Source organism: Microcoleus pseudofavosus SVA1_A4 (assembly GCF_036700565.1).
Lineage (GTDB): Bacteria > Cyanobacteriota > Cyanobacteriia > Cyanobacteriales > Microcoleaceae > Microcoleus.
Genome location: NZ_JAUBPE010000070.1, coordinates 1 through 24,004 on the forward strand (window position 1 = coordinate 1; position 24,004 = coordinate 24,004).

The following is a 24,004-nucleotide window of genomic DNA, read 5'->3' on the forward strand; positions in this document are numbered from 1 at the left end:
ATACACTAAAAACTCCCAAACGATTGCCGTGCAATCGTTTGGGAGTTTTGTATTTCCGAATCTATCTTCCTTTCCTTCTGCTTGAATATCTGCGGAATGTGGGTTCTAAAGTTACCTATACGATTCGCAGTCATACGGGAAAAAACTATCCAGTAACCAGTTTTAAGCGATTGCAAAAAAGCGAGAACGAGCCGGATTTAGCAGTCGTAACATTTAACAGTACAGATTCTTATCCAGTAGTAACTTTAGGAGATTCGCAACAAACGATTGCTGGGGTCTCAATTTTTGTGTCTGGTTATCCAGGTATTCCAGAAAGCAGAAACTACCAAAAAGAGCGCAATTTTGAGTTTGTACCTGGCTTCGTTACCAGCCGGATTTCAAGTCATCCCCAAGGGTATAATTTGCGCTACAATGTTGTTACGAAAGGGGGGATGAGCGGCGGGGCTGTATTTGATACAGAAGGGCGTGTTGTTGGGATTCACGGAGAAGGCGATCGGGATTACGATCGTGTCATAGATCCCAGCAGAAAAGTTGTCACAGGTTTAGCAGATACTAAAACAGGATTTAATTCTGCAATTCCTATCAACACTTTTATAGCTAAATTATCGGAAGCTGGGTTAAATCGATCGGCACTTTTAATTAATACCTCTCCAACAGCTACTGCACCTCTGAAACTGAACAATCCGCAAGATGCTAAGACTTATTACGTTCGAGGTTTAACTCGGTTTGATAAGGGAGATTTGTCAGGTGCTGTTGCCGATTTTAACCAAGCGATTCAAACTCAATCTGATTACGCGGAAGCTTATTTCTATCGAGCCCTCGCTTATTCCGATTTGAGACAAATGCCCAAGAGTATCGCTGATTATAGCAGAGCGATCGCCCTAAATGCCGGTTATGTTGACGCTTACTACAATCGGGGGCTGGTTTTGTCGGCAATGGGAGATAAACCGGGGGCGATCGCAGATTATACTCAAGTCATCCGCCTGGATCGAAACTTTGCAGCAGCTTACAACAACCGAGGATTAGCACTTTCGGACTTGGGCGATCAAAAAGGGGCGATCGACGATTTCAATCAAGCCCTGCAAATCAATCCCGGTCGCGCCAACACTTATTTTAACAGAGGATTAGCGCTGTTTCGCATCAATAACGATCGCTCTGCCTTAGCTGATTACACTCAAGCAATTCAACTCAATCCCAGTTATGCAAAGGCTTTTGCTAACCGAGGAATTACGTTAGTGAGAATGGGAGATACAAAAGGGGCGATCGCAGATTTGCAACAAGCTGCTAATTTATTTAGAGCTCAAGGAATGGCGGCAGATGCTCAAAAAGCATTAGATTTGATTGGTCAATTGCAAAGGTCAAATTGATTTGATACAGAATATTTGTAGGGAAACGGCACTGCCGTGTCCGTATTCGCCGTAGGGAAACGGCACTGCCGTGTCCGTATTCGCAGAAATACAGAAAGAGGACACAGCAGTGCTGTGTCCCTACCGAATATCTGTATTACTAAAACCTTACCGTCACCAAAATCACCCGCCGAGGCTGATCTTCTGCTTCAATAGTATACTCAACACGCCCAAAACCTCTCGGCCCCGGTTCAACTAAATCATAGCGAGATGTCACCGTACCGGCGGCTGTATCGTATTGAGCAAAAACAGCACCGGGATTCCTCCCAGCAGACGCATCCGCATCCCCTCCCCAAGAGCCCCAATCATCCAATCGCGATCGAGTTGGTAAGACAGAAGCCGCAATTTCTGGAGGTGTAAGTCTTTGATCGGCTAAGACTTGTTGAGCGTTATGAATAGCGCACATTGTCGGCCCAGAAATTTTGGCATCGCTGTATTGATCTTCCCACTTTTGCACAAAGCCAAAGCCAACATTTGGGCCGACTTGATCCTGTCTTTGCCGCCCCCACAGCCGACTCGTATCTGATGCAAAATTAGAACCGCTGCCAGTTACGGCTAATTCGGTTCTTTTGCTGGTAAAATTGCGGTTGACAAATTCTTTATCTGCCGTGCGAATAGCGTTGGCGGCTGCTGGTTCTATTTTATTGCTAACATTAGTATTGCCTTGTACGATCGGTGATAGAACACCGGGGATGGGCTGTGCTCCACAATATTTTTGAATACCGTTAAAAACGCGATCGGCTGATAAAGCACTAATCGGAAATTCTAGGGAATAAGCCTCAGCAGGTTTGGGGAAAAAGATGCCGGATGTTGCGGAAGCAGCAAAAGAAGCGCCACCCCAGATGACGATCCGATTAAATTGACGGCGGCTAATACTCATAATTTATCTACTCCCTGGAGAGCTTGCCCCCGGCTCTAGATTAAATTTGAAGAAGTGAAATGGCTGAGAAAAGTAAGGGTTGTTCATACAATTTTGTGCTGTGGAACAGGAGATATCAATCGATAGATTTTTACCATTACTAACATCTACCAGCATTGTATTGATTCTCCCAGGTTTCCCCACCTGGGAAGCTACTTGATTTCCATCTACGTAAACATCTATTTTGGGTGGTGAAACCCGCTCCTGATCCCGATCGCTAACTCCATACTCTAATCGAAGAGAAGCACGACCGCCTGGAAGTTTACAAGTCCAACCGGCCTCGCGTACCCTCATAATACTGGTGTATATTTGTCTGCCTATGGAAATATCGCTACCTTCCCTGGAAAAATTTTGTAGTCTGCCATAATTGTCAACCTTACCCCCTGTAACAAGACATTTCAGGTCGAGTATATGGATTGGGCGCTGGGCCTGGGCCACTTGTGCGCCGATAGTCCCTAACATCACACATAACATCCCAGCGAGGAACAAACCGCTGAGCCACCGGACTCGCTTCATAAAAATATCCTTCTAATACCTTAATCAATTAATATAAAGGATGAGCTGTGTAGGAAAAATCCTGACTTTAGATAGATGACAACATCAAAAATGTCACAAGTGTACGAAATGTCAGGTATAATGAATCGCGTAAACTCCAGCTTCTCCCTAATCTATGGATATTGCCGAAGTTTTGACGCTGGCAGATGAGCTAATTTTTGCTAAGACGGGAAAGCATTTAGATTACGTGCAAGAAGCTATTTTGCGGGGAACTTTACAAGACATAACTTACACGCAAATTGCTCAAGAAGTTTACTCAAGTCCAAGTCATGTCAGAAATGTCGGATCGCAACTTTGGAAAATACTTTCTAAAGAATTGAAAAAAGATATTACTAAAACTAATTTTAGGGCTGTATTAGAGAAGGGTAAAATTTATAATTATCAATCAGCAATTGTTGAAAATATAACAGGCGAGAGTATAACAGTTAATAATAAGCTTAACATTTGTCGTGAAAAAGTGCGATCGCCCAAAACACCCCAAAACCCCCAACCAACAGCAAAACAGCCCCGCATCGACTTAGGCGACGCACCCGAAATCTCGACATTTTTCGATCGCACATCCGAACTTTCCACCCTCAAACAATGGATTTTGGAAAACCGCACCCGTCTCCTCAGCATCTTAGGATTAAGCGGAAGTGGCAAAAGTGCGATCGCCCTCCAACTAATCCAACACATTCAATATGAATTCGACTGTATAATCTGGCGAAGCCTCCGCGACGCGCCACCCCTCCAAACACTCCAAACCGACTTAATTAAATTCCTCTCGCAGCAGCAACCATCTAACCCCCCCAACCCCCCCTTATCAAGGGGGGGCGAAGAGATTAAGCCTCCGTCTCCGTCTCCCCCCCTTAGCAAGGGGGGGTTGGGGGGGGTAATAGACTATTTGCGATCGCACCGCTGTCTGATCGTACTCGATGACGTGCAAACAATCTTCAGCAGCCAACAACTAGCAGGAAACTACTAACCCGGCTATGAAAACTATGGCACTTTCTTCAAACAAATAATAGAATCATGCCATAACAGTTGCATAGTTTTGATTAGTTGGGAAAAACCCCGAGAAATTGCAGCATTAGAAAGCCACCCGAAAAATTGTCAAACATTGCAACTCAATGGTTTAGGCGAACCAGCGCGAGAAATATTCACAGAAAAAGGTCTATCCGAATCTGAAAAATGGTCAGAATTGATAGACATTTACCGAGGCAATCCCTTGTGGTTGAATACAGCAGCCGCTGCAATTCAAGACTTATTTTAACGGCAATGTTTCAGATTTTTTATCCTATGATAGCCTAGTTTTAGGAGACTTAGAATATTTATTGCACCAACATTTTCAGCGTTTGTCAGACTCCGAAAAACAAGTAATGTCCTGGTTCGCAAATCAAAACCAACCAGTCGAAATATCCAAAAAGCCAGCCCTTCTCGAATTATCCCCTTCCGAATTCCTGAAAGCCGTCGAATCCTTGAGACGGAGGTTATTGATCGAAAAAGTCCAAAAGGGCGATCGCACCCTCTTCACGCTCCAACGGGCGATCGCAGAATACGTGAAAACTCACACCTTGTAATATTTTTAAGAACAGGCAAGATGCCTGTTCCACAATATATGAATTTTGTGGCAGCATTTTTAAGAACAGGCAAGATGCCTGTTCCACAATATATGAATTTGCTTGTGGGGTAGGCTTCTAGCCGCCCGTAACAACTCACACCTGGCAGCATTTTTAAGAACAGGCAAGATGCCTGTTCCACAATATATGAATTTGCTTGTGGGGTGGGCTTCTAGCCCGCCCTGAAAGGATTTTTGAAAAATTAGCAAAACATTAATCCAAACACCCGCATTTAGCCTAAAATTAAAAAGACTGACTAGCCTACAATGCCCTATGTTTGAAGCCCTTGCCGATCGACTCGAATCCACCTGGAAAAAACTGCGCGGACAAAATAAAATCTCCGAGTCCAACATCCAAGACGCGCTCAAAGAAGTCCGCCGCGCCCTCCTGGAAGCCGATGTCAACCTCCAAGTCGTCAAAAACTTCATCGGAGAGGTCGCCGCCAAAGCACAAGGCGCAGAAGTCGTTTCAGGCGTCCGTCCCGACCAACAATTCATTAAAATCGTCCACGACGAACTCGTGCGTGTCATGGGGGAAACCAACGTACCCCTCGCCACCGCCGAATCCGGGCCCACAGTGATCCTGATGGCAGGTTTGCAAGGAACCGGGAAAACCACCGCTACCGCCAAACTAGCGCTGCACCTCCGCAAACAAAATCGTACCGCACTGCTAGTGGCAACCGACATTTATCGACCAGCCGCGATCGACCAATTGCTGACTCTCGGCAAACAAATCGACGTACCCGTATTTGAACTAGGCACTGATACTGACCCCGTAGAAATTGCCCGCCAAGGCATCGAACACGGCAAACAAATCGGCATCGATACCATCATCGTCGATACAGCAGGCCGCCTGCAAATCGACCGAGACATGATGGCAGAATTGGGCCGGATCAAACAAACAGTACAACCCCACGAAACGCTGTTAGTTGTTGATGCCATGACCGGCCAAGAAGCAGCAAATTTAACCCGCACCTTTCACGAAGAAATCGGCATAACCGGCGCAATCTTAACCAAATTAGACGGCGACAGCCGCGGCGGTGCAGCCCTCTCAGTGCGGCAGATATCCGGCGCGCCGATTAAATTTGTCGGAGTCGGCGAAAAAGTGGAAGCTTTGCAACCATTTTATCCCGATCGCATGGCATCGAGAATACTCGGCATGGGCGATGTCTTGACGCTAGTAGAAAGAGCGCAAGAAGAATTTGACATCGCCGATGCCGAGAAAATGCAAGAGAAAATGCTCACGGCAAAGTTTGACTTTACCGACTTTCTCAAACAAACCAGACTGCTAAAAAATATGGGTTCCCTCGGCGGCATCATGAAAATGATTCCGGGGATGAACAAACTCTCAGACGAACAAATGCGGCAGGGAGAAGTGCAGCTAAAACGCACCGAAGCCATGATCAATTCGATGACAGTTGAAGAACGCCGCAACCCCGAACTTTTAGCAAGTTCTCCATCCCGCCGCCGCCGCATCGGCAAAGGCGCAGGCTACGCTGAAAACGACGTAACTAAGCTCGTCAGCGATTTCCAGAAAATGCGTACAATGATGCAGCAAATGAGTCAAGGCAACTTCGCCGGCATGGGAGGATTGCCCGGAATGCCCGGAATGCCGGGAATGGGCGGCCCGGGAATGCAGCCCGGTTCCCGCGGCTATATGGGTGGCCAGCAGAAGAAGAAAAAGAAAAAAGATAAGCCTAAAAAAGGTTTCGGACAGTTGTAAAAAGCATCAGCCATATTGCAAGTCAAAAACCTGTAGATACCGTAGGGTGCGTCGCGATGGACAATCTCCTTGGAAGCTCGAAAATCTCGCAGCGACGCACCATACACAATACCGTATTTAACTCTTTTATTGTTGCCAGTTTCTACCTAAAAAAGCCTGTAATTAAATATGGTACAAACAATTACTCAACCAGAAACCATATCTATAGAATTGCCAAATGCGATCGCCCTGCTTGTAAGTAGCGAGCAATTCGAGGCCCTAGCATTGGCAAATCCCGACTTGAGATTAGAAAGAACATCACAAGGAGAATTAATAGTGAATCCACCCACAGGAGGAGAATCCAGCGAAAGGAATTTCAACATTACCGGGCAACTTGCTCGCTGGTGCGATGACAACGAGGATTTAGGATCGGGTTTTGACTCTTCGGGAGGATTCATCCTTCCTAACGGTGCTAACCGTTCTCCCGACGCTTCCTGGGTGAGTCGAGAACGCCTCGAAGCCTTGACACCAAAACAGCGAAAAGGCTTTGTTCCCCTGTGTCCCGACTTTGTAGTAGAATTGCGATCGGCCTCGGATTCTCTCTCAACCCTCCAAGAGAAGATGCGAGAATATAGGGAAAATGGTGCTAGATTGGGTTGGTTGATTGACCCGCAAAATCGGCGGGTAGAGATTTACAGACAGCAAAATGAAGTAGAAATATTAATCGATCCAACCGAGTTATCTGGGGAGGATGTATTGCCGGGATTTGTGTTGAATTTAAGGCGAGTTTGGCGTTAAATTTCCTGCGAGGTTCCTATGGTACAAACATTTATTGAAACAGAAACCATATCTATAGAATTGCCAAATGCGATCGGGCTTCTTGTCAGTAGCGAGCAATTCGAGGCCCTAGCATTGGCAAATCCCGACTTGAGATTAGAGAGAACCGCAGAAGGAGAATTAATAGTGAATCCACCCACAGGAGGAGAATCAGGCAGCCGCAACCTCAGTATCAGCGGGCAAGTCGATCGCTGGTGCGAAGTACACGAGGATTTAGGAGAAGGTTTTGACTCTTCTACTGGATTCATCCTCCCCAATGGTGCTCGCCGTTCTCCCGACGCTTCCTGGGTGAGTCGAGTTCGCTGGGAAGCCTTGACACCAAAACAACGAAAAGGCTTCGTTCCCCTGTGTCCCGACTTTGTAGTAGAATTGCGATCGGCCTCGGATTCTCTCTCAACCCTCCAAGAGAAGATGCGAGAATATAGGGAAAATGGTGCTAGATTGGGTTGGTTGATTGACCCGCAAAATCGGCGGGTAGAGATTTACAGACAGCAAAATGAAGTAGAAATATTAATCGATCCAACCGAGTTATCTGGGGAGGATGTATTGCCGGGATTTGTGTTGAATTTAAGGCGAGTTTGGCGTTAAATTTCCTGCGAGGTTCCTATGGTACAAACATTTATTGAAACAGAAACCATATCTATAGAATTGCCAAATGCGATCGCCCTGCTTGTAAGTTGCGAGCAATTCGAGGCCCTAGCATTGGCAAATCCCGACTTGAGATTAGAGAGAACCGCAGAAGGAGAATTAATAGTGAATCCACCCACAGGAGGAGAATCAGGCAGCCGCAACCTCAGTATCAGCGGACAATTCGGCAATTGGTGTGAAGCAAACGAAGATTTAGGAGAAGGTTTTGACTCTTCTACCGGATTCATCCTTCCCAACGGTGCCCGCCGTTCTCCCGACGCTTCCTGGGTGAGTCGAGCTCGCTGGGAAGCATTAACTGCAAAAGAAAGAAAAGGCTTTGTTCCCCTGTGTCCCGACTTTCTAGTAGAGTTGCGATCGGCATCGGATAGTCTCTCCACTCTGCAAGCGAAGATGCGGGAATACATGGACAACGGCGCGAGATTGGGCTGGTTAATTGACCCCCAAAATCGGCGGGTAGAGATATACAGACAGCAGGCAGAAGTAGAAATATCGATCGATCCAACCGAGTTATCTGGCGAATATGTATTGCCGGGATTTGTGTTGAATTTAAGGCGAGTTTGGCGCTGAACAGCTTCTAATTTTGATTTTTCTCAAAACAGGCTTCTAAGAACCTTGAATCGCTTCTCTAAATTCGCGCATTGCCTGAAGGTGATTTTCAATATTGATACACCTCGCCAACAGTACAATATCTAAATCTGGTAGAACAAAAGATCGATCGACCTCTGCATATCCATCAGCCCCCAACGAATACAAACCCAGCCTACCATTTTCCCAAAACCTTCAGGAATTTCCAGGCGTTTGCAAGCTTCCAACTTGTCAATACCACCGCTAGTCACCACCACTTCCACCGCTAAATCGGGACGTTCTCGGTTAGCTCCCAATTCGTAAGACAAATCCGCTTCTCGCTTCACCCTTCCAGTTTCACTTTCCAGCGTCACCGAACCCGTTGGAGTAAAATCAATTCCTGCGTATTCCAAATACAAATCCACCAGCGTTGAAATCCGCTGTTTCGCAGTTTCATGCTTTCTTCCCGGCATACGTCTAATCTCCAATACCCCATCTAAAAACGACAGCCTCACCCCCGGACGCGAGAGCAACTATTCAACAGCCTTAAACTCTCTCCAGCTCATTTCGTCAATTAAGATAGGTTCATCGAGCTTTTCTAACTTTTCTCAAGTTGCTGTCATCCCAACCGCTCCTTACTCAATCTAATCTTCATTATATCTGCGTTCATCAGCATCCATCTGCCCGCATCAGCGGTAAAAAATCCAAAAACCGAATTTTTGCAATCCGAAGCTAAGGCCCATCTAAATTTTAAAGTCAAGTTCGATCGAATTCTTGTGGGGTTGGCCTCCCGCCCGCCCGAAAAATACAATTTAGATACGGGAAAACCTATCTACTTTCCCAAAATTCCCTTGTTCTCATCCGGTACAAACTCCGTAACAACTTGGCCGCCGCCACCGTCGCCTTTGACAATCACAGTTTGATTTTTCAACTCTCCCGCCGCCCTCGGCCCAGTCAAATTAAACACCGGATTTAGTTGCTTGTAAACCACATTTCCTTCGGCGTCGAAAGTCTGGTTAGTTAAATACCACGTTACGCGATCGGTATTTAATTGAGATTGACGTTTTTCCCCGATTCCTACCACATTTCCCGTCAAATAAAATATTTTTTTATCTAAATCTCCCCGTCCCGTATCCCCAGTCATCGTCACCTTTTCCACGCGGTGCAAAACCTTCACAGGCCCGGGCGATATCACAGATTGCGCCGGAAAATTCCAACTCATCAAACTGCTTTCTATTTGCAGCGGCGGGTCTGATGGCATCAACTGAGCGTTTTGCGTCAGCGTCGCAATCTTGGTTTTTAAGTCTACATCTACTCGATCGGCAAAACCGCTGTCTGTTACTGTTTTATCTTTGTATTTGTCAATTTGAGTCGGTTTGTCGCTGTTTACCTTTTGTTGATCCAGAAACCACACTAAGTGCTCAGTTCGCAATTGCAAAACCGGATCTTTAACATTCGCTACCACAGACCCGAATAACTCCATCCTCTTAGCCCTACTGAAAACCCGCGCTTCCTTCGCTGAAGCAGTCACCTGTTTGTTCTCTCCCGTCAAATTGTTGCGGACAACTAACACATCTTCCTTCGGTCGCCACTCCAACTCATTTCCCCGCAATACCAATCCATTTTTCAGGTCTGTAGCGACTATGTTACCTTTGAGAAAAACCTGATTTCCTTCCTGAAAAACTTGCCCAGTTTCTCCCTGAATGTCGTAAATTTCTTTGCCGTCCTGAAACAATTTGCCCACTGGTTTCAGAACGTTAACTATCTTTTGGTCTTTGCTGTAAACTGCATTTTGCGAGTTTACTTTCCAGAACGTCTCCCCCTTTTCGTTTGCTTGTTCTAGGGTTACTTTGTTCAAAGTTAAAGTGCTGTTTGAGTTCTGAGCAGTTTTGATATCCTCAGCTAATTTGTTCTTTGGAGGGCCTTCGGCCGCCGCACAAGCACCAATCCCCAAAATCAATGCTGATAAAAATAGCAGCCTTAATTTTGGGGATTTGAAATTGGGAATTTGGAATTTGAGATTAATCATTGGTAATCAATAATTTGTAATTTGTAATTTGTAATTTGTAATTGGTAGTTGGCTAATTAAAAACACTAAATCAAAAATTAAAAATGTGTTATACTTTATCTAAATTTTTAACTTCTAATTTTTAATGATTCCACCCCTTACCTATTACCCATTCCATCCCGCATTCCATATTACCGATTACCAAATCCTTATCTGTCGTCGTGTTCGTCCATCAAGCTCAGACCCGACAATGGGCGGTAAGCATAATTAGGGCGCGATGTTTTTTGGATGTCATCCTTAATCATTTCCAAATCGATATAGCGATCGGCTACATTAATCAAACTGTCGCTCGTCATCGATCGCAAACTCACCACCTCAACCCGCACGCCGCGATAGCTCACAGCATCCACAGCATAAGCCAAATCGCCGTCACCGCTCACCAAAACCGCCGTGTCGTAAGACCCGACCAAAGCCATCATATCCACAGCAATTTCTACATCCAAATTCGCCTTCTTAGAACCGTCCGGCAACTGTACCAAATCCTTAGAAATCACCCGGTAGCCGTTGCGGCGCATCCACAGCAAAAACCCCTGCTGTTTCTCGTTAGTGCGATCGACACCCGTGTAGAAAAAAGAGCGCAGCAGCCGCGAACCCGCAGTTAAACGGCACAGCAGCTTAGTGTAATCAATCTCAATTCCCAACTGCAAAGCCGCGTAAAAAAGGTTAGACCCATCAATAAAAATGGCTACTCGACCCCGATTTTCTAGAACCTGTTCCGGCGTAAAAAGATCGTTGCTTTCTATTCTATTCAACATGATTGTTATGCCTCAATTTTTATGAAAGATTGGTAATGAAATAAGTGCTAATTCGTAATCTGTCATAGCACCCGATCGCTGGCTGCCAACTATGACGCTACTGTTTCCAGCAGTTCGAGTCGTTTAAACACTGGTTGGGGTTCCCCCAGAGTTTGGTTTGCCGGCAAAGCGCCCCAGGCAGCATGAGCTGCAAAATTCGCTAAACTGTTAACTGTAACCCGATCGTTAAAGTCAATTGAAAAACCTAGCTGCTGATAGATAGCGTTGCTGATATTGGGAATAATCGGCGATAAAAGGTAAGATGCTAGTCTAACAGATTCCAGAACAGAATATAGCACTTGTTGGACACTTTCGAGCTGTCCTTGCTTGTACAAACTCCACGGTGCTTGCACGTCAATAAACTTGTTCCCGGCTCGAACTAATGCCAGCACGGCTTCGCAAGCCTTGCTAAAAGCCAACTCTTCGTAAAAACCCGCTACTCGATCGCCCAAATCCAAGCTCATACCCTTGAGAAGGTTGTCGCCGGAAATGTTTTCGCCCGACACATTTGGAACGCAGCCGCCGCAATATTTCCGAGCCATGTTTAAAGTGCGGTTAAGCAAATTTCCCAAATCATTTGCTAGCTCAGCATTCAATATATTGATAAACCGAGTTTCGTTAAAATCGCCGTCCTCTCCGAACTCAATTTCTTTGAGGAAATAGTAGCGCACTGCGTCAGCGCCGTATTTATTGACCAATTCGACTGGGTTTAAAGTATTTCCCTCCGTTTTCCCCATTTTTTTGCCGTCTTTGGTCAAAAACCCGTGTGCGAAGACGCGCCCCGGCACCGATAGACCCGCTGACATCAGCATTGCCGGCCAGTAAACTGCATGGAAGCGGAGAATATCTTTGCCGATCAAGTGCAGGTCGATCGGCCACCATTTAGATAAAGCATTCTCTAACATCGGGTCGCTGTCAGGATCTAGCAAGGCTGTGACGTATCCCAGCAAAGCGTCAAACCAGACGTAAATGGTGTGACTGGGGTCAACCGGTATCGGCAGGCCCCATGCCAGATTCACCCGAGAAATCGAAAAGTCTTGCAGTCCCGAATTGACGAAACTCAGCACTTCGTTGCGCCGGCTTTCCGGCGCGATGAAGTCGGGACGTTCTGCGTACAAGGCAAGCAGTTGGTCCTGATACCGCGACAGGCGAAAAAAGTAGTTTTCCTCGTCGCGCCACTCAACTTCCTTGCTGGTATGGACGGCACAGCGATTACCCGGTAGCAAATCCCGTTCTTCTTTGAATTCTTCGCAGGAGACGCAGTACCAGCCTTGTTGCTGGTTCAAGTAGATGTCGCCGGAGTTCCAGACGCGCTGGAAAAATTCTTTGACAATGTACTCGTGGCGCCGCGAAGTTGTGCGGATGAAGCGATCGTACTGGATGTCGAGTTGCTCCCAAAGCGACTTAAACCCCGGAACAACTAGGTCGCAGTGAGCTTGGGGCGATCGTCCCAAACTCTCGGCCGTGCGTTGAATTTTCTGCCCGTGTTCGTCCGTCCCCGTAACCAGCAAAACAGATTTGCCCCGCAGCCGCTCAAATCTGGCTAGGGCATCCGCAGCCATAGTCGTGTAAGCGCTGCCAACGTGAGGTAAATCGTTTACATAATACAGAGGCGTTGTTATCGCAAAGGTATTTTTAGTTTTATCGGTCGATTTCATTGAATGCTAAAAGAAAATTCCCTAAATTTAGTTTCGATCTTAACTCAGCGCTTAAATTTTTTATGGAGTGGCAATCAAGCCAAATTTACTGCAAGTTATTTGCAATGGTCTAACCCGGGCTATTCCCAAAAGAAATATCGCTTTCATATCAACACTAATCTTTTTTAGATATTTTTGACGAACTCTCAAAAATGTCTTAATATTTGGACCTTCTTCTGCCAAGAGAGCTCCCCGCGTCCTCTATTCACTTCTGGCTGGCACGATCGCTCTCCTCGCGCCTGGAGGGTCGATCGCCCGCAACTCCTGCCAGTTTCCGATCCGCTTCTTTCGGCAGAAACCGGGTTTTGTTACGAAAATCTCTGGTGAAGCGGCATCGCTTTAGTTTATTGCCCCAGCCACAGCCTAAAAGCGTAGGTTTTTTGTCAACAAACCCGGTTTCTTCATGTTGCGAGTGCGTCCGCAGACAATAAAACCCCAAACCAGTTAAGCTTGGGGCGATCGAATTAGGGTGCATCTAACAAGGGATTATCCGATCGACCTCGATCGCCATCAGGAAAACTAACTCGATTTCCGCCAATAGCTTCCGACAAATAATCTGCCGCAGCTTCCACCACCGCGATCGCATTTTCGTAAACCATCCGCGTCGGCCCCAAAACCCCAACACTACCCACCGGCACCGATCCCCGGCGGTAAGTCGAAGAAATCAGAGTACAGCCGCGAATTGGTTCTAAGGAATTTTCCGAGCCAATACGCACCGTTACCCGCTTCCCTGGCGTGTCCAACTCAGGCGATTCAAAAATCAAAGGCCAAAGCAGTTCCTGCTCTTGTTCGAGCAGTTGCACCAGGGTTTGAACTTGCTGCAACTGCGAAAACTCTGGCAAGCGCAGCGCTTCTGCCAAACCGCCGATCAGAATCCGCGTGTAGGTTGGATTGCTTTGGCGGCTGCTCAAAGCAGCCAGCATGGTTTCCATCCACTCAGCGTACAGTTCAAAGTCCCGGTCTAACTCGCTCCAGTCTAGAGCCGAGAGTTCCGAGAGCGAGTGTCCCCGCAACTTGCTGTTCAAAAAATTCGACAAAATCTGCAATTGGCGATCGACGATTTCCACATCAGGCCAATTACCTTCTGCACCCTTCGGCAACTGCACCAACACCGACTGAGTTTCGTAGGCATCCGTCACCACGATCAGCATCACCTTTCCCGGCTCTAGCTGCACCAGTTGCAAGTGGCGCAAGCAAGCCATAGTGGTTTGCGGTATGGTAATCATGGCAATGTAACCGCTGATAGTTGCCAGGATTTGAGACGCGCCGCGAAGTGCCGCGTCCATGCGACCGTCCGACCAATTGAGCTGGTCTAGTACCTGTTCCACCTTGCGGGCCAGCGTATCAGACGGCTGAATCAACTGGTCTACATAAATTCTGTAGCCGGAGTCAGAGGGGACTCGTCCGGCTGAGGTGTGGGGCTGATAGAGCAGTCCAGCTTTTTCAAGAGTCCCCATCGCATTGCGAATTGTAGCTGGGCTGACGCTGAGGTTGAATTCGTCAGCCAAAGCTTTTGAGCCAACGGGTTCCGCTGTAGCTATGTAGTGGCGAACCGTTGCCCAAAGGATGTGTTGTTGCCGATCGGTGAGGTTAACGCGCACAGATATTTAAGTACAATTAGAATTTAGAGTTGAAAGCCACTATATTAATCGAAACGTCTGTCCCAAAAGGGCGATCGGGCAGACTTATCTATTTAAGATAACAGATTTTAGGTTAAGCAAGAAGTCAGTTGTTATTGGTTATTGGTTATGGGTTATTGGTAAGTTCTAATGCCCCATGCCCCATGCCCCATGCCCTCTAATCATGTTCTTTCAGAATATTTTGCAGGTAACTAGCCACTGCATCCGGCTGTTCCACCATTGCCAAATGACCGCAATCAAGCTGAAGGACATTCTCGCCGCAACCTTGAAACATCCAGTGAAAGCTAGCCAAATGCAGCACGTATTTTGGTTCCATAATTTTGTCTTTAGTGCCGGCAATAAAATAAACAGGCTGCTTGAGTTGGGACACTATTTGTGGCAAGAGGTGAATCTGGGCTTCTGTGGTGGAGTCCAACAAAGCCCCCAAAGCTGCCTCTGGATGAGCCGCCACGAAATCTCTCAAGCGCTGCCGTCCCCAGGAGCGGCCGATCGAGCCTGCCACAGAATCGCGGGCAAACACGAAATCTGCTAACGGCAAATGAGACAGCCAGAGGGGGCGCAGTTTGACTAGCTGTTTGCCCACCGCTCGAAACCGATCGAATTCTTCCTTAAGATAGATGCCACCCCCGGCATTAACACAGAGGACACCTTTAATGCGATCGGACAATTGGCTGGCTCCCCAAAGAGCGATCGTACCGCCGAGAGAATGTCCTACCAGCCAAGCACTGGAAATATCGAGTTTTTCTAATAAAATTGCCAAATCACGAGCGTAAGCAGCAGGAGTGTAGGAGGAATTCAACGGTTCGGAATGCCCGTCGGTGTCATCATGGGCGAGCGAATCGCCAAACCCGCGCAAATCGTAAGTTAGACATTGATAATTGTCTGCCAAACGTGCGATCGCAGGTTGCCAGTAGTGACGGCTCAACAGCCAGCCGTGGACAAATACTAAAACGTGGGGAGTTGTTCTGGGCGCCGTCAAATCGTAGGCGTGCCGAACCCCTAGGATGTCAATGGTTGCCATAGTCTTATCATAATTCAAGAAGGGTTGATGTTGCGATCGATCGCAATTAACGCATTTTGGTCATCAATCACTTTTATCGACTCATATCAATTCCGCTTGCACGAGCGACATGATAGGTCGGACACGGCGCCTTGCCCTTGGACTACCCCGATTAATTGTAGGGACTTATACCAGTTTCCTAAAGTCCTGCTACCAATACGGCGTCTAAAATAAACTTCCATCCCGTCAAAGAAGCAAGGACTTCATTCCTTAGCTTTTCTAACTCTTTTTGCACCGCAGCTCTTAACTATTCTAGTGGTGAGGGTGTAGGTTCCTGATGTTAGTTCGATGAAGTCGTCTACGGCGATAGAATTGGCGGAGGCGATCGCATTTTTTAACCCCGTGACATCACCAGCAGCGACATTGTAGGTAGCCAATACTCCTGGATAGGCAGCTAATTTGGCTCGATTAAAAGGAAATTTGCTGCGGATTTTTCCCAAAATGACATCTAGATTCCAAGTTCCCCCAAGTTCGGGGTTTCCTACTTTCGGTTAGTTGTTGGACTCCATCTTCGTTACTGTTAAGGAAGGCGACGGAAATCTCTGGCTTTAGGGCATCGATCAGGGAAGCAGAATTCTTGACATAACTATCGATTACGAGGAGTTCAAAAGGGGGTTTTTGAGGCGGTTTAACTCGAACAGAACCAATCTTTTTGTGAGTTAAAATGCTCGTTGAGGTAACTTTCATCATAAGTTACGTTTTTTTCTGTAATATTTGTAGGGCGATTTCATTTCACTATAAGCCTTTCCTTTGGCAACTTACAGTCAAAAAAATCAATATTTTTTTGACTGATTTGATTCTCTTACAGCCTATTCCAGGTTTATGAAGTGTAGGGACAAAGGCTTTCGCCTTGTCCCTACGGGGATCGAACGATAGGCGGGTGTACTTCATAAGCGTGGAATCTGCTGTAAGTTGGTAAAAGTCAGCCCAAAATTCACAATTATTGCCCTAAAACCCACATTCCGCACCCTCTACTTTCACCATCGGTTTTTATCTATTTTTATGCAGCAATAAAGCTATAAATTCTACTTTTAGACCGTATTTTGACGGATAAAAAACTTTTTAAAGCCATAATTTATTACTTTAAAAATAGAGTTTTCTGCGTAATTATGCTGTGTGATATCAAATCCGTCGGCATCGGAATTACGAGCGTGCGAGCGGGACGCTCGCACTGACACGATCCCAATATATAATTCCGATGCAACCGGAAACGATATGACACCCCAGGGTGCGGAATGTGGGCTAAAATCGCTCGCCCAGCAATCTTTGTCGCACCCCCTCAGCGATTTTCTGCCCCAGATACTCGGGAATTAAACTTTCATTAGGCCCTAACAAGTACAAAATCAGGCGAGTTCGCCCCCGCCAAACCAGCAAATTAGCATTTACCACCAACAAATCCTCTTGCCAGATGGCATACATAACTTTGTAAAAAAGTCCAGGCTGATTATCGGCTTCAATCAGCAGAGCTGGCAAGTGGAAAACCGGATCGACGTAGAATTCAGTTGCCACATCCTCCAAACCCGCGTCTAAATTAAATTCCACCGCCAACATCTCTTCAACCTCAAAATGCCCCGCCAAGGCCTCTCGAACCGCCCTACAGACGTTTTCTGCTGTTTTATCTGCCAGTACCTTGCCACCGCGAGATACTACCAATTTGATAAATACCAGCATCGGCGGGTAAATTTGACCGTACAGACTCAGACTGTGAATTGTCAGTCCGTAGGCCGCGAGCACTCCAAAAATATCGCTCAGTAGAAAAGACTGGTTCCGGTAAGCAAAATGCAGGGCACTTTTGTTGCCTTCGGGTCTGATTTCGATGACTGCTTGTCTGGTTTTATAGAGCTGATAAGCTAATTTGAGGTTTTGCAGTTGAATTTCGCTGCTGACAAATTGCTCGTAAAACTGCGGAAACGCTCGGTTAAAGCGCTTGAGGAGTTCTAGTGTAGATGGTTTTAAACCCGAAGCCATAATTGAGGGGAAGGTGCGGGAGATATACTAGGTATTTACTCTCCCATGCCTTATGGCAATGGGATTTTAGACTTGACGATTCGACTTAAATTGTGCCCGCCTCCGAACTCAAACCAGAGGTCTAATCTGTCTTGGAACATATCATGAGAATGTGACGGTTGCGCCATTAAGAGTGGTATTTCCCACCAACCGTAAAGTTCCGCCGATCGCGCCAGCACTCAAAAGAAGGAATTTCAAAAATGCCTCTGTCCTGGTTCAGCAACAAATTTTACCTTAAGAGCGGGTAGTCCCGACACAGCCCAGCAGAACAGTTCTACCAAACTTGACGAGAATCAAAAAAGCGCCGACTCAATGTTGAACCACAAATCGCTGTTTTCGGCGTAAGATGAGTGTACCGTAAACTGTTGCTCAAGAGTCTATCGGCAATTCATCCCACGCCGATCGGAGTGGGTTTATCTGTCGGGTTCTCTTTCACGTCGTCCAACTTCTACTACCTTAACCGCGCCTGCATGGGTTTTTGGAAAAACTTATTTAGTAGTTCTGAGTCTGCCTCTGTACCCCAAACAGCGGAATTTGAGGAAGATGTGGCTGTTGGGTTAGGCGATCCGCTTTCCCCAACGTTTCGCAAACCCTCCGTCCTCGGCAACGCTCGCATCTTTTTCAGTTGCGATCGGGACATTGACCTCTACGAACTCGAAGAACTCTGTAATGCAGTGGGTTGGTCCCGCCGTCCCCTGCGTAAAGTCAAAAAAGCTATTGTGCACAGCTTCCTAGTCGTCTCTATGTGGGAGATGCGGGGCAGCCAGCGACGGCTGGTCGGTTTCGCCAGAGCGACTTCAGACCATGCTTTTAATGCCACGCTTTGGGATGTGGTAGTTCATCCTGACTACCAGGGTAAAGGCATGGGTAAGGCACTGATGAAATACATCATTAAAAAACTCCGCAGTGAAGATATCAGCAACATTACCTTATTTGCTGACCCTCAGGTGGTGGATTTTTATCGAAATTTGGGCTTTATGTCCGATCCGGAGGGGATTAAAGGTATGTTTTGGTATCCAGATTAGCTTATAGGTGCGGCGGGGGCGTTGATTTGTTGAGGAAATGCAATATTCACGCTGCCAAACACCTCCTCGGCCTGTGCGCTGCGGTCAGTTACGCTCTTGATGTATCCCCGCAGCGAAAGCAAGTACGATCGAACCGCACAACCTGAAGACAACTTTGGCGTAGCTGCATCGAGAGCTAAAATTAAAAAAAGCTTGACAAGCCAGCGATTTTGTGAGTTAATGGTTAGAAGATAGCTAACTATCACAACGGGATGTAGCGCAGCTTGGTAGCGCGCCTGCTTTGGGAGCAGGATGTCGCAGGTTCAAATCCTGTCATCCCGATCGCACAATGTTAAATAATAGATTCAGACAGAAACTGCCTCTGGTGTTTACACTTTGTCAAAGTGAAAACAAATTGAGGCAGTTTTTGCCGATCGTGTGAAAGCGCGAGTCTTTGCGTTAATGTGTTTCAGGATCGCTCCTGATGGAAAAAACATGAAATCATTAGTTCGTTTAGGCGCAATATTGGGAATTGTGGGCAGCACTCTGCTGGGCCCCTCGCCAATTGGCAAGATGTCTGCACTGGCACTGCCCGAGCCGCAAATTTTGGAAAAATTGCGCGCGGTGCCGGTATTTACGATTACAGACGCTCAGGGTGCGCCCCTGATCGCTTCTGTTCCCAAGCAGGGTCAGGGTCAAACTGGTAATGCTTCCGTGGCGGGAATTTTCATCAGCCAGAAAGATGCTCAAGCTTTTGTGGATCAACTGAAAACCAAAAATCCTCAGTTGGCGGCGTCGGTGCGCGTGATGCCGGTGTCGCTGGGGGAAATTTATCAGATCACTCAAGCAAATAAAGGCAAGCCGGAGGAAGTGCAATTTGCTTTCGTTCCGGCTCCGGTGCAGGTGCAGTCGGCTAAAACTGTACTTCAGCAGACTGGTCAACAAGTTAACGAGTTCAACGGTGTACCTCTGTTTTTGGCAAGAGGCGGCGCGGAAAATGGTTATTTGACGATTCAGCGGGGTCAGCAAGAGGTGATTCCCTTGTTTTTTAACAAGGAGGATTTGCAGGGAATGGTCGATCGTTTTAAGCAGCAGCAGCCGAACGTGACTGCCACAATTAAGATTGAGGTGGTGAACTTGGAGAGCGTTTTGGAAGCTTTGCGCACTGAGAACGACCCGTTTTTGACCCAAATGATTTTGATTCCGTCGCGGGAGTCGCTGGAATTTGTGCGATCGCTCCAACCTGCCGGTGCTGGAAACCAAAATCCACAGGTTGCTCCGGCTCCAGCTCGATCGGCTCCAGCCTCTCCGGCGCCAGCTCCGAGTCAACCTCGACCGGCTCGCTAATAGTTAGTCATCAGTCATCAGCGATCGGTCAGCAGTCATCAGTTAGTAGGTTGGGTTTCTCGACTCAACCTACCAATTACCAATTACCAATTACCAATTACCAATTACCAATTATCAATTACCAATTACCAATTACCAATTACCAATTACCAAAAAGTTTTATGTTTGTTTCTGGTTTAGAGCTTTGGCAATGGGTGAATCAAGCTAAGGCTCTTGCGATCGATTATGACATTCCCCTAGCAGAACTCGACTGGCTGCTGCAAGAGCTGGCAGGTTTAGATAGGTTGGCTCTGCGTTTGGAGTCGTTTAAAGATTTGCCAAAAATTGAATTAAAGTTGTCTTTATCTGAAATTGCTCAATTGTGGCAGCGCCGCTTGCAGGAACGAGTGCCGGTGCAGTATTTAACGGGAGTTGCACATTGGCGGGATTTTTCCCTAACAGTAACGCCGGCGGTGCTAATTCCTCGTCCTGAAACGGAATTGCTGATCGATTTGGCTGTGGAAGCTGTTAAAAGCCGTTTAGAAGCAGAAAATATCAATCAAAAATCTACCCCCCCCAACCCCCCCTTACTAAGGGGGGGAGAAGATTTAAACTTCTCCCAGCTTCGCGGGGGAGAATTTGCCAAATCGCATTGGGTGGATTTGGGAACCGGCAGCGGGGCGATCGCGATCGGCTTGGCTTGTGCGTTGACAAATGCGACGATTCATGCTGTAGATTGCTGTTCGGAAGCTTTGGCAGTTGCTCGACTGAATGCTGAGAATTTGGGCTTTGAATCGCGAGTTAATTTTTATCAAGGTTCGTGGTGGGAACCGCTAGAATTTCTCAAAGGTCAAGTCAGCGGCATGGTGTCTAACCCCCCTTACATTCCCAGCAGCACGGTGCTGACTCTGCAACCGGAAGTTTTGAAGCACGAACCTCATCTGGCCTTAGACGGCGGTTTGGACGGGTTAGATTGCATCCGGCATTTGGTAGAAACGGCTCCCGATTATTTAGAATCGGGGGGAGTTTGGCTGGTTGAGATGATGGCGGGACAAGAAACGGCGGTAGCTGATATGCTGCAAAGTCACGGGAGTTACGGTCAAGTTCAGATATTTTCTGATTTAGCAGGAATCGATCGCTTTGCTTTAGCCTACCGTCTTTAGATTTCAAGAATACGCCGCAATTCTCAAATTTAAAATCTCAAATCTCAAATCTCAAATCTCAAATGGCATGACACAAGTTTCGATAAATGCCCTAGTTCAAGGGGCAATTTCAGGAGATCGTATCGTCAGTTTTCCTACAGATACTGTACCCGCTTTGGCTGCGCTGCCCGATCGAGCCGAGTTGATTTTTGCAGCTAAACGGCGCAGCCAAGACAAACCGCTAATTTTGATGGCAGCATCAGCAGAGGCTTTGTGGCCCTACGTGCAGGGGAGTCCAGCAGAGTTAAAATTGTGGCAGCAAGTGGCCGGGCGCTATTGGCCGGGGGCGTTAACTTTGGTGCTGCCGGCTTCGGCAAAAGTGCCGGTCGCCATGAATTCGCTCGATCGGGCTACAATCGGAGTACGAGTGCCTAACTTTCCCCTTGCCCTGAAGATTCTAGAGCAGACAGGCCCTTTGGCTACTACCAGTGCTAATTTATCCGGCCAGCCGCCTCTGGAGTCGGTGGCAGAAATTGAGGCTGAGTTTCCCCAAGTCTTGACATTAGTTCCTTCGGAATTAGCAACAGCAGCAACAGCTTCGAGTTTGCCTTCGACTGTGGCTAAATGGACGGACAGCAATTGGGAAATATTGCGACAAGGCGCGATCGAGTTAGAATGCTAAAAGCTAAACTCCAAGGCAAATCAATATGGCGCCGATCGGCTGGAGCGACTTTATATATTTAGGTATGGGACTGGGACTGGGTTTGGGAAGCAGTTTGATTTGGCGCCCGCGGCAAAAAAGCTCGCAACAGCCAGAACCGGCGCCCCATGTGCCGCCCACTCCTCAAGAGAATTACTTAGAGGAGTTTGATACCCTTTCCGAGCAACTTAAGCAAACTCAATTGGCTTATCAGATGGCATCGGAGATGAGTCAATTTAAGGCGGGTTTTTTGGCTCGAACTTCTCACGAGTTGCGATCGCCCCTGAGCACTATGATTGGTACGCTGCAATTAATTCTCTCGGATTTGTGCGACGATCCTGCTGAGGAACGAGAGTTTGTCGAGCAAGCTCACGTTGCGGCACTCAAGCTGGTGAAATTGATAGATGAAATTATCTCTGTTGCTAAAACTGAGCACGGCACTGACAGTATGGATATTGAGCCGATTCAGTTAGCTAAGGTTTTTGACGAGGTTGATGATTTAACTTACTTGCAAGCTGCTAATCGCGGCATTCGTTTGGAGATATTGCCGCCCGATCCGGGGATTTATGTATTGGCAGATTTGCCGAGGTTTAGGCAAGTTTTAGTCAATTTGGTCGATACTGCTGTTGCTCAGATGGAGGAGGGGAGTATTTCTGTTTCGGCACATTCTTCGCCGGCATCTGGATACGTTCACATTTGGGTGGACGATCAGCGTTCAGTTAGTGCTTGGAGCGAGTCTTGGGATTTGCTGAAGCACGATTTGGAGTGTGATGCTACTAAGAGCAGCGATAATTCTCAGGTGTCTTCTGGAATGAGGTTATTGATGAATCAGACTCTTTTAAGTTTGATGAACGGAAAGTTGGAGGTTCTGGCTGTGCCTTCTGAGTCCGAAGAGTGCAATTTTAACCGGACTCAGTGTTCTATTCCTTTGGCAACTTTGTAATGAAGGAAGTTCGGCAACGGACTTTGTAACGGATTAATATCAATTCCGGTTGCGCGAGAAACCGAGGAGACGACAGTGCCGTTTCCCTACCCCAAAATAATCATAGCACGGGCGAGGACTCTCTTGCCATCATGCTCGCAAGAGATGTAACTATCGCTCGATTAATTGTAGGGAAACGGCACTGCCGTGTCCTGATTGTGGGTAATTGATAGGTAGTAAGGTGCGCCGAAGAGCACCCTACATATAGATTTCGGTGCAAATTTTGTGCTTATTTAACAATTAGCAGTTAGCAATTCGCCGTTGCTAATTTCTAATTCGAGATTCTCTTCTAGAAGCTGATTTTCAAGTACCATTGTGGTGCTGGCATTGTGCTGAAAACCGATGCGCTCGTAGAAGCTTTGTTTGTAAGTTGTCATCAGGTAAACTCGCTCTACTCGGCACATTCGATGGTGACTCAAGACGGTTTGCACTAATTTGCGGCCGAGTCCTGCACCTTGGTAATCCGGGTGAATGGCGACATCCCAGATGGTGGCTCGATAGATGCCGTCTGAGGTGGCCCTGGCAAAGCCGATCGCCCGATCGCCGTCCCAAACTGTAACAACTGGTTCGCTGTTGGCGATCGCAATTTCCCAATCTTCTATCTTGCGTTCCCTCGCCCAAAAGGCGGCAGCTTTAAATAGTTCTTGGATCTTTACGATGTCGGCGCGATCGCGATCTATACAAAATTGAATGTGACTGGAATCTCTAGTCGTTGATGTCATGCTCAATCTGCCTTCAAGTTGTATCTAAAGTGTGTTACTTTTACTGTCTGACTGGGTATAGTTGATTTTGCTTGGAAACAATCAATGATTGAATTCCCGATTTACAAAACTATTTTTATTCATACATATTCTCTAACTAATTTCGGTAATTATTAATACTTTTTTGTAAATTTTGCAAAAAATTCTTTGACTCAAAATTCCCAACTTATAACTCATATCAAATCGGGTAGCATCGCAATTATGTAGCGCTCACGTCGTCCCCGCTCGCGATCCACGCAGCGAGCGGGGACGACGTGAGCGCTAAAATCATCTAAATATATGATTCCGATGCCACCGGAAACGATATCATGCCATTTGGAATTTGAGAATTGGGAATTGGGAATTGGGAATGACTGATTTTGTATGGTTTGGGAGTTTGCCTACAGAGAAACCGGGTTTTTTGTCGAACATACTTCGTTAAAGCTGAGATGTTGCACCATTGTCAAGAACAGGCTCTCCGGCCTGTGAAGCGAGAAAATTGATCTCTTGTGGAACAGGCCGGAAAGCCTGTTCCTAAACAAGTAATTGAGAATGGTGCAAGATGTCAGTTACAGCCCACCGAAACGGTAAAAACCCGGTTTCTGAACGTCTAGAT

General features: G+C 46.9%; 25 protein-coding genes and 1 tRNA gene. 14 read left to right on the plus strand and 12 right to left on the minus strand.

The window, feature by feature from the left end; all coding sequences use genetic code 11:
• The coding region (locus tag QUA02_RS24935; RefSeq protein ID WP_333031724.1) for a tetratricopeptide repeat protein at positions 1 to 1,367 on the plus strand (1,367 nt) is incomplete at its 5' end.
• Positions 1,368 to 1,506: 139 nt separating this feature from the next.
• On the opposite strand, the gene QUA02_RS24940 is transcribed toward QUA02_RS24935, so the two are convergent.
• The gene (locus QUA02_RS24940; protein WP_333031725.1) at positions 1,507 to 2,286 is read right to left on the minus strand and encodes a Tat pathway signal protein; all 780 of its coding nucleotides are present in this window, start codon (positions 2,284 to 2,286) and stop codon (positions 1,507 to 1,509) included.
• A gap of 709 nt (positions 2,287 to 2,995) precedes the next feature.
• On the opposite strand from QUA02_RS24940, the gene QUA02_RS24945 reads away from it, so the two are divergent.
• The 7 genes from QUA02_RS24945 (at position 2,996) to QUA02_RS24975 (ending at position 8,231) form a co-directional block, all read left to right on the plus strand.
• A complete protein-coding gene (locus QUA02_RS24945; protein ID WP_333031726.1) occupies positions 2,996 to 3,844 on the plus strand; it encodes a helix-turn-helix domain-containing protein in 849 nt (282 codons plus the stop codon).
• 69 nt (positions 3,845 to 3,913) lie between these two features.
• Complete coding sequence (locus QUA02_RS24950) at positions 3,914 to 4,132, plus strand: hypothetical protein (RefSeq protein WP_333031727.1); 219 nt, start codon at positions 3,914 to 3,916, stop codon at positions 4,130 to 4,132.
• Positions 4,133 to 4,214: 82 nt separating this feature from the next.
• On the plus strand, positions 4,215 to 4,439 hold the full coding sequence (locus QUA02_RS24955; RefSeq protein WP_333031728.1) for a hypothetical protein: 225 nt from the start codon (positions 4,215 to 4,217) through the stop codon (positions 4,437 to 4,439).
• A gap of 312 nt (positions 4,440 to 4,751) precedes the next feature.
• On the plus strand, positions 4,752 to 6,200 hold the full coding sequence (gene ffh / locus QUA02_RS24960) for a signal recognition particle protein (RefSeq protein WP_333031729.1): 1,449 nt from the start codon (positions 4,752 to 4,754) through the stop codon (positions 6,198 to 6,200).
• 168 nt (positions 6,201 to 6,368) lie between these two features.
• Positions 6,369 to 6,977, plus strand: a complete 609-nt coding sequence (locus QUA02_RS24965; protein ID WP_333031730.1) for a Uma2 family endonuclease — start codon at positions 6,369 to 6,371, stop codon at positions 6,975 to 6,977.
• Positions 6,978 to 6,995: 18 nt separating this feature from the next.
• Entirely contained in the window at positions 6,996 to 7,604 is a 609-nt protein-coding gene (locus QUA02_RS24970) for a Uma2 family endonuclease (protein ID WP_333031731.1), read from the plus strand.
• A gap of 18 nt (positions 7,605 to 7,622) precedes the next feature.
• Positions 7,623 to 8,231: a Uma2 family endonuclease gene (locus tag QUA02_RS24975; protein ID WP_333031732.1), complete on the plus strand. Its 609-nt coding sequence runs from the start codon at positions 7,623 to 7,625 to the stop codon at positions 8,229 to 8,231.
• 122 nt (positions 8,232 to 8,353) lie between these two features.
• On the opposite strand, the gene QUA02_RS24980 is transcribed toward QUA02_RS24975, so the two are convergent.
• The 10 genes from QUA02_RS24980 to QUA02_RS25025 form a co-directional block, all read right to left on the minus strand.
• A complete protein-coding gene (locus QUA02_RS24980) occupies positions 8,354 to 8,701 on the minus strand; it encodes a PDDEXK family nuclease (RefSeq protein WP_333031733.1) in 348 nt (115 codons plus the stop codon).
• 359 nt (positions 8,702 to 9,060) lie between these two features.
• Positions 9,061 to 10,257, minus strand: coding sequence for an LPS export ABC transporter periplasmic protein LptC (gene lptC, locus QUA02_RS24985; RefSeq protein ID WP_333031734.1), 1,197 nt, complete (start codon positions 10,255 to 10,257; stop codon positions 9,061 to 9,063).
• Between the two features lie 188 nt (positions 10,258 to 10,445).
• Positions 10,446 to 11,051 (minus strand): LabA-like NYN domain-containing protein, encoded by a 606-nt coding sequence (locus tag QUA02_RS24990; RefSeq protein WP_096831201.1) that lies wholly within the window; start codon positions 11,049 to 11,051, stop codon positions 10,446 to 10,448.
• 89 nt (positions 11,052 to 11,140) lie between these two features.
• A complete protein-coding gene (gene metG, locus QUA02_RS24995; RefSeq protein WP_333031735.1) occupies positions 11,141 to 12,748 on the minus strand; it encodes a methionine--tRNA ligase in 1,608 nt (535 codons plus the stop codon).
• Positions 12,749 to 12,992: 244 nt separating this feature from the next.
• Positions 12,993 to 13,262, minus strand: coding sequence for a hypothetical protein (locus tag QUA02_RS25000; protein WP_333031736.1), 270 nt, complete (start codon positions 13,260 to 13,262; stop codon positions 12,993 to 12,995).
• Positions 13,252 to 14,394: a heat-inducible transcriptional repressor HrcA gene (gene hrcA, locus QUA02_RS25005; RefSeq protein ID WP_445305206.1), complete on the minus strand. Its 1,143-nt coding sequence runs from the start codon at positions 14,392 to 14,394 to the stop codon at positions 13,252 to 13,254. Before hrcA ends, QUA02_RS25000 begins: the two co-directional genes overlap by 11 nt.
• Positions 14,395 to 14,584: 190 nt before the next feature.
• The gene (locus QUA02_RS25010; RefSeq protein WP_333031738.1) at positions 14,585 to 15,448 is read right to left on the minus strand and encodes an alpha/beta fold hydrolase; all 864 of its coding nucleotides are present in this window, start codon (positions 15,446 to 15,448) and stop codon (positions 14,585 to 14,587) included.
• A 242-nt stretch (positions 15,449 to 15,690) separates the two neighbouring features.
• The gene (locus tag QUA02_RS25015; protein WP_333031769.1) at positions 15,691 to 15,927 is read right to left on the minus strand and encodes a hypothetical protein; all 237 of its coding nucleotides are present in this window, start codon (positions 15,925 to 15,927) and stop codon (positions 15,691 to 15,693) included.
• Positions 15,896 to 16,177, minus strand: coding sequence for a DUF4347 domain-containing protein (locus QUA02_RS25020; RefSeq protein WP_333031739.1), 282 nt, complete (start codon positions 16,175 to 16,177; stop codon positions 15,896 to 15,898). The genes QUA02_RS25015 and QUA02_RS25020 overlap by 32 nt, the downstream gene beginning before the upstream one ends.
• A 552-nt stretch (positions 16,178 to 16,729) precedes the next feature.
• The gene (locus tag QUA02_RS25025; RefSeq protein WP_332983869.1) at positions 16,730 to 17,455 is read right to left on the minus strand and encodes a hypothetical protein; all 726 of its coding nucleotides are present in this window, start codon (positions 17,453 to 17,455) and stop codon (positions 16,730 to 16,732) included.
• Positions 17,456 to 17,964: 509 nt separating this feature from the next.
• Between QUA02_RS25025 and QUA02_RS25030 the strand changes: the two genes are divergently transcribed.
• From QUA02_RS25030 to QUA02_RS25055, 6 genes are all read left to right on the plus strand, one after another.
• Positions 17,965 to 18,519: a GNAT family N-acetyltransferase gene (locus QUA02_RS25030; RefSeq protein ID WP_333031768.1), complete on the plus strand. Its 555-nt coding sequence runs from the start codon at positions 17,965 to 17,967 to the stop codon at positions 18,517 to 18,519.
• 247 nt (positions 18,520 to 18,766) lie between these two features.
• Positions 18,767 to 18,840 (plus strand) — tRNA-Pro (locus QUA02_RS25035).
• 153 nt (positions 18,841 to 18,993) lie between these two features.
• The gene (locus tag QUA02_RS25040; protein ID WP_333031740.1) at positions 18,994 to 19,845 is read left to right on the plus strand and encodes a Tic22 family protein; all 852 of its coding nucleotides are present in this window, start codon (positions 18,994 to 18,996) and stop codon (positions 19,843 to 19,845) included.
• 161 nt (positions 19,846 to 20,006) lie between these two features.
• Complete coding sequence (locus tag QUA02_RS25045) at positions 20,007 to 20,987, plus strand: N5-glutamine methyltransferase family protein (protein ID WP_333031741.1); 981 nt, start codon at positions 20,007 to 20,009, stop codon at positions 20,985 to 20,987.
• Between the two features lie 67 nt (positions 20,988 to 21,054).
• Positions 21,055 to 21,648 carry an L-threonylcarbamoyladenylate synthase gene (locus QUA02_RS25050; RefSeq protein ID WP_333031742.1) on the plus strand — a complete coding sequence of 198 codons (594 nt, stop codon included), beginning with the start codon at positions 21,055 to 21,057 and terminating at the stop codon, positions 21,646 to 21,648.
• A 25-nt stretch (positions 21,649 to 21,673) separates the two neighbouring features.
• Positions 21,674 to 22,609, plus strand: coding sequence for a sensor histidine kinase (locus QUA02_RS25055; RefSeq protein WP_333031743.1), 936 nt, complete (start codon positions 21,674 to 21,676; stop codon positions 22,607 to 22,609).
• Between the two features lie 272 nt (positions 22,610 to 22,881).
• Here the strand turns inward: QUA02_RS25055 and QUA02_RS25060 are convergent, their stop codons facing one another.
• Positions 22,882 to 23,370, minus strand: a complete 489-nt coding sequence (locus tag QUA02_RS25060) for a GNAT family N-acetyltransferase (protein WP_333031744.1) — start codon at positions 23,368 to 23,370, stop codon at positions 22,882 to 22,884.
• Between the last annotated feature and the right edge of the window lie 634 nt (positions 23,371 to 24,004).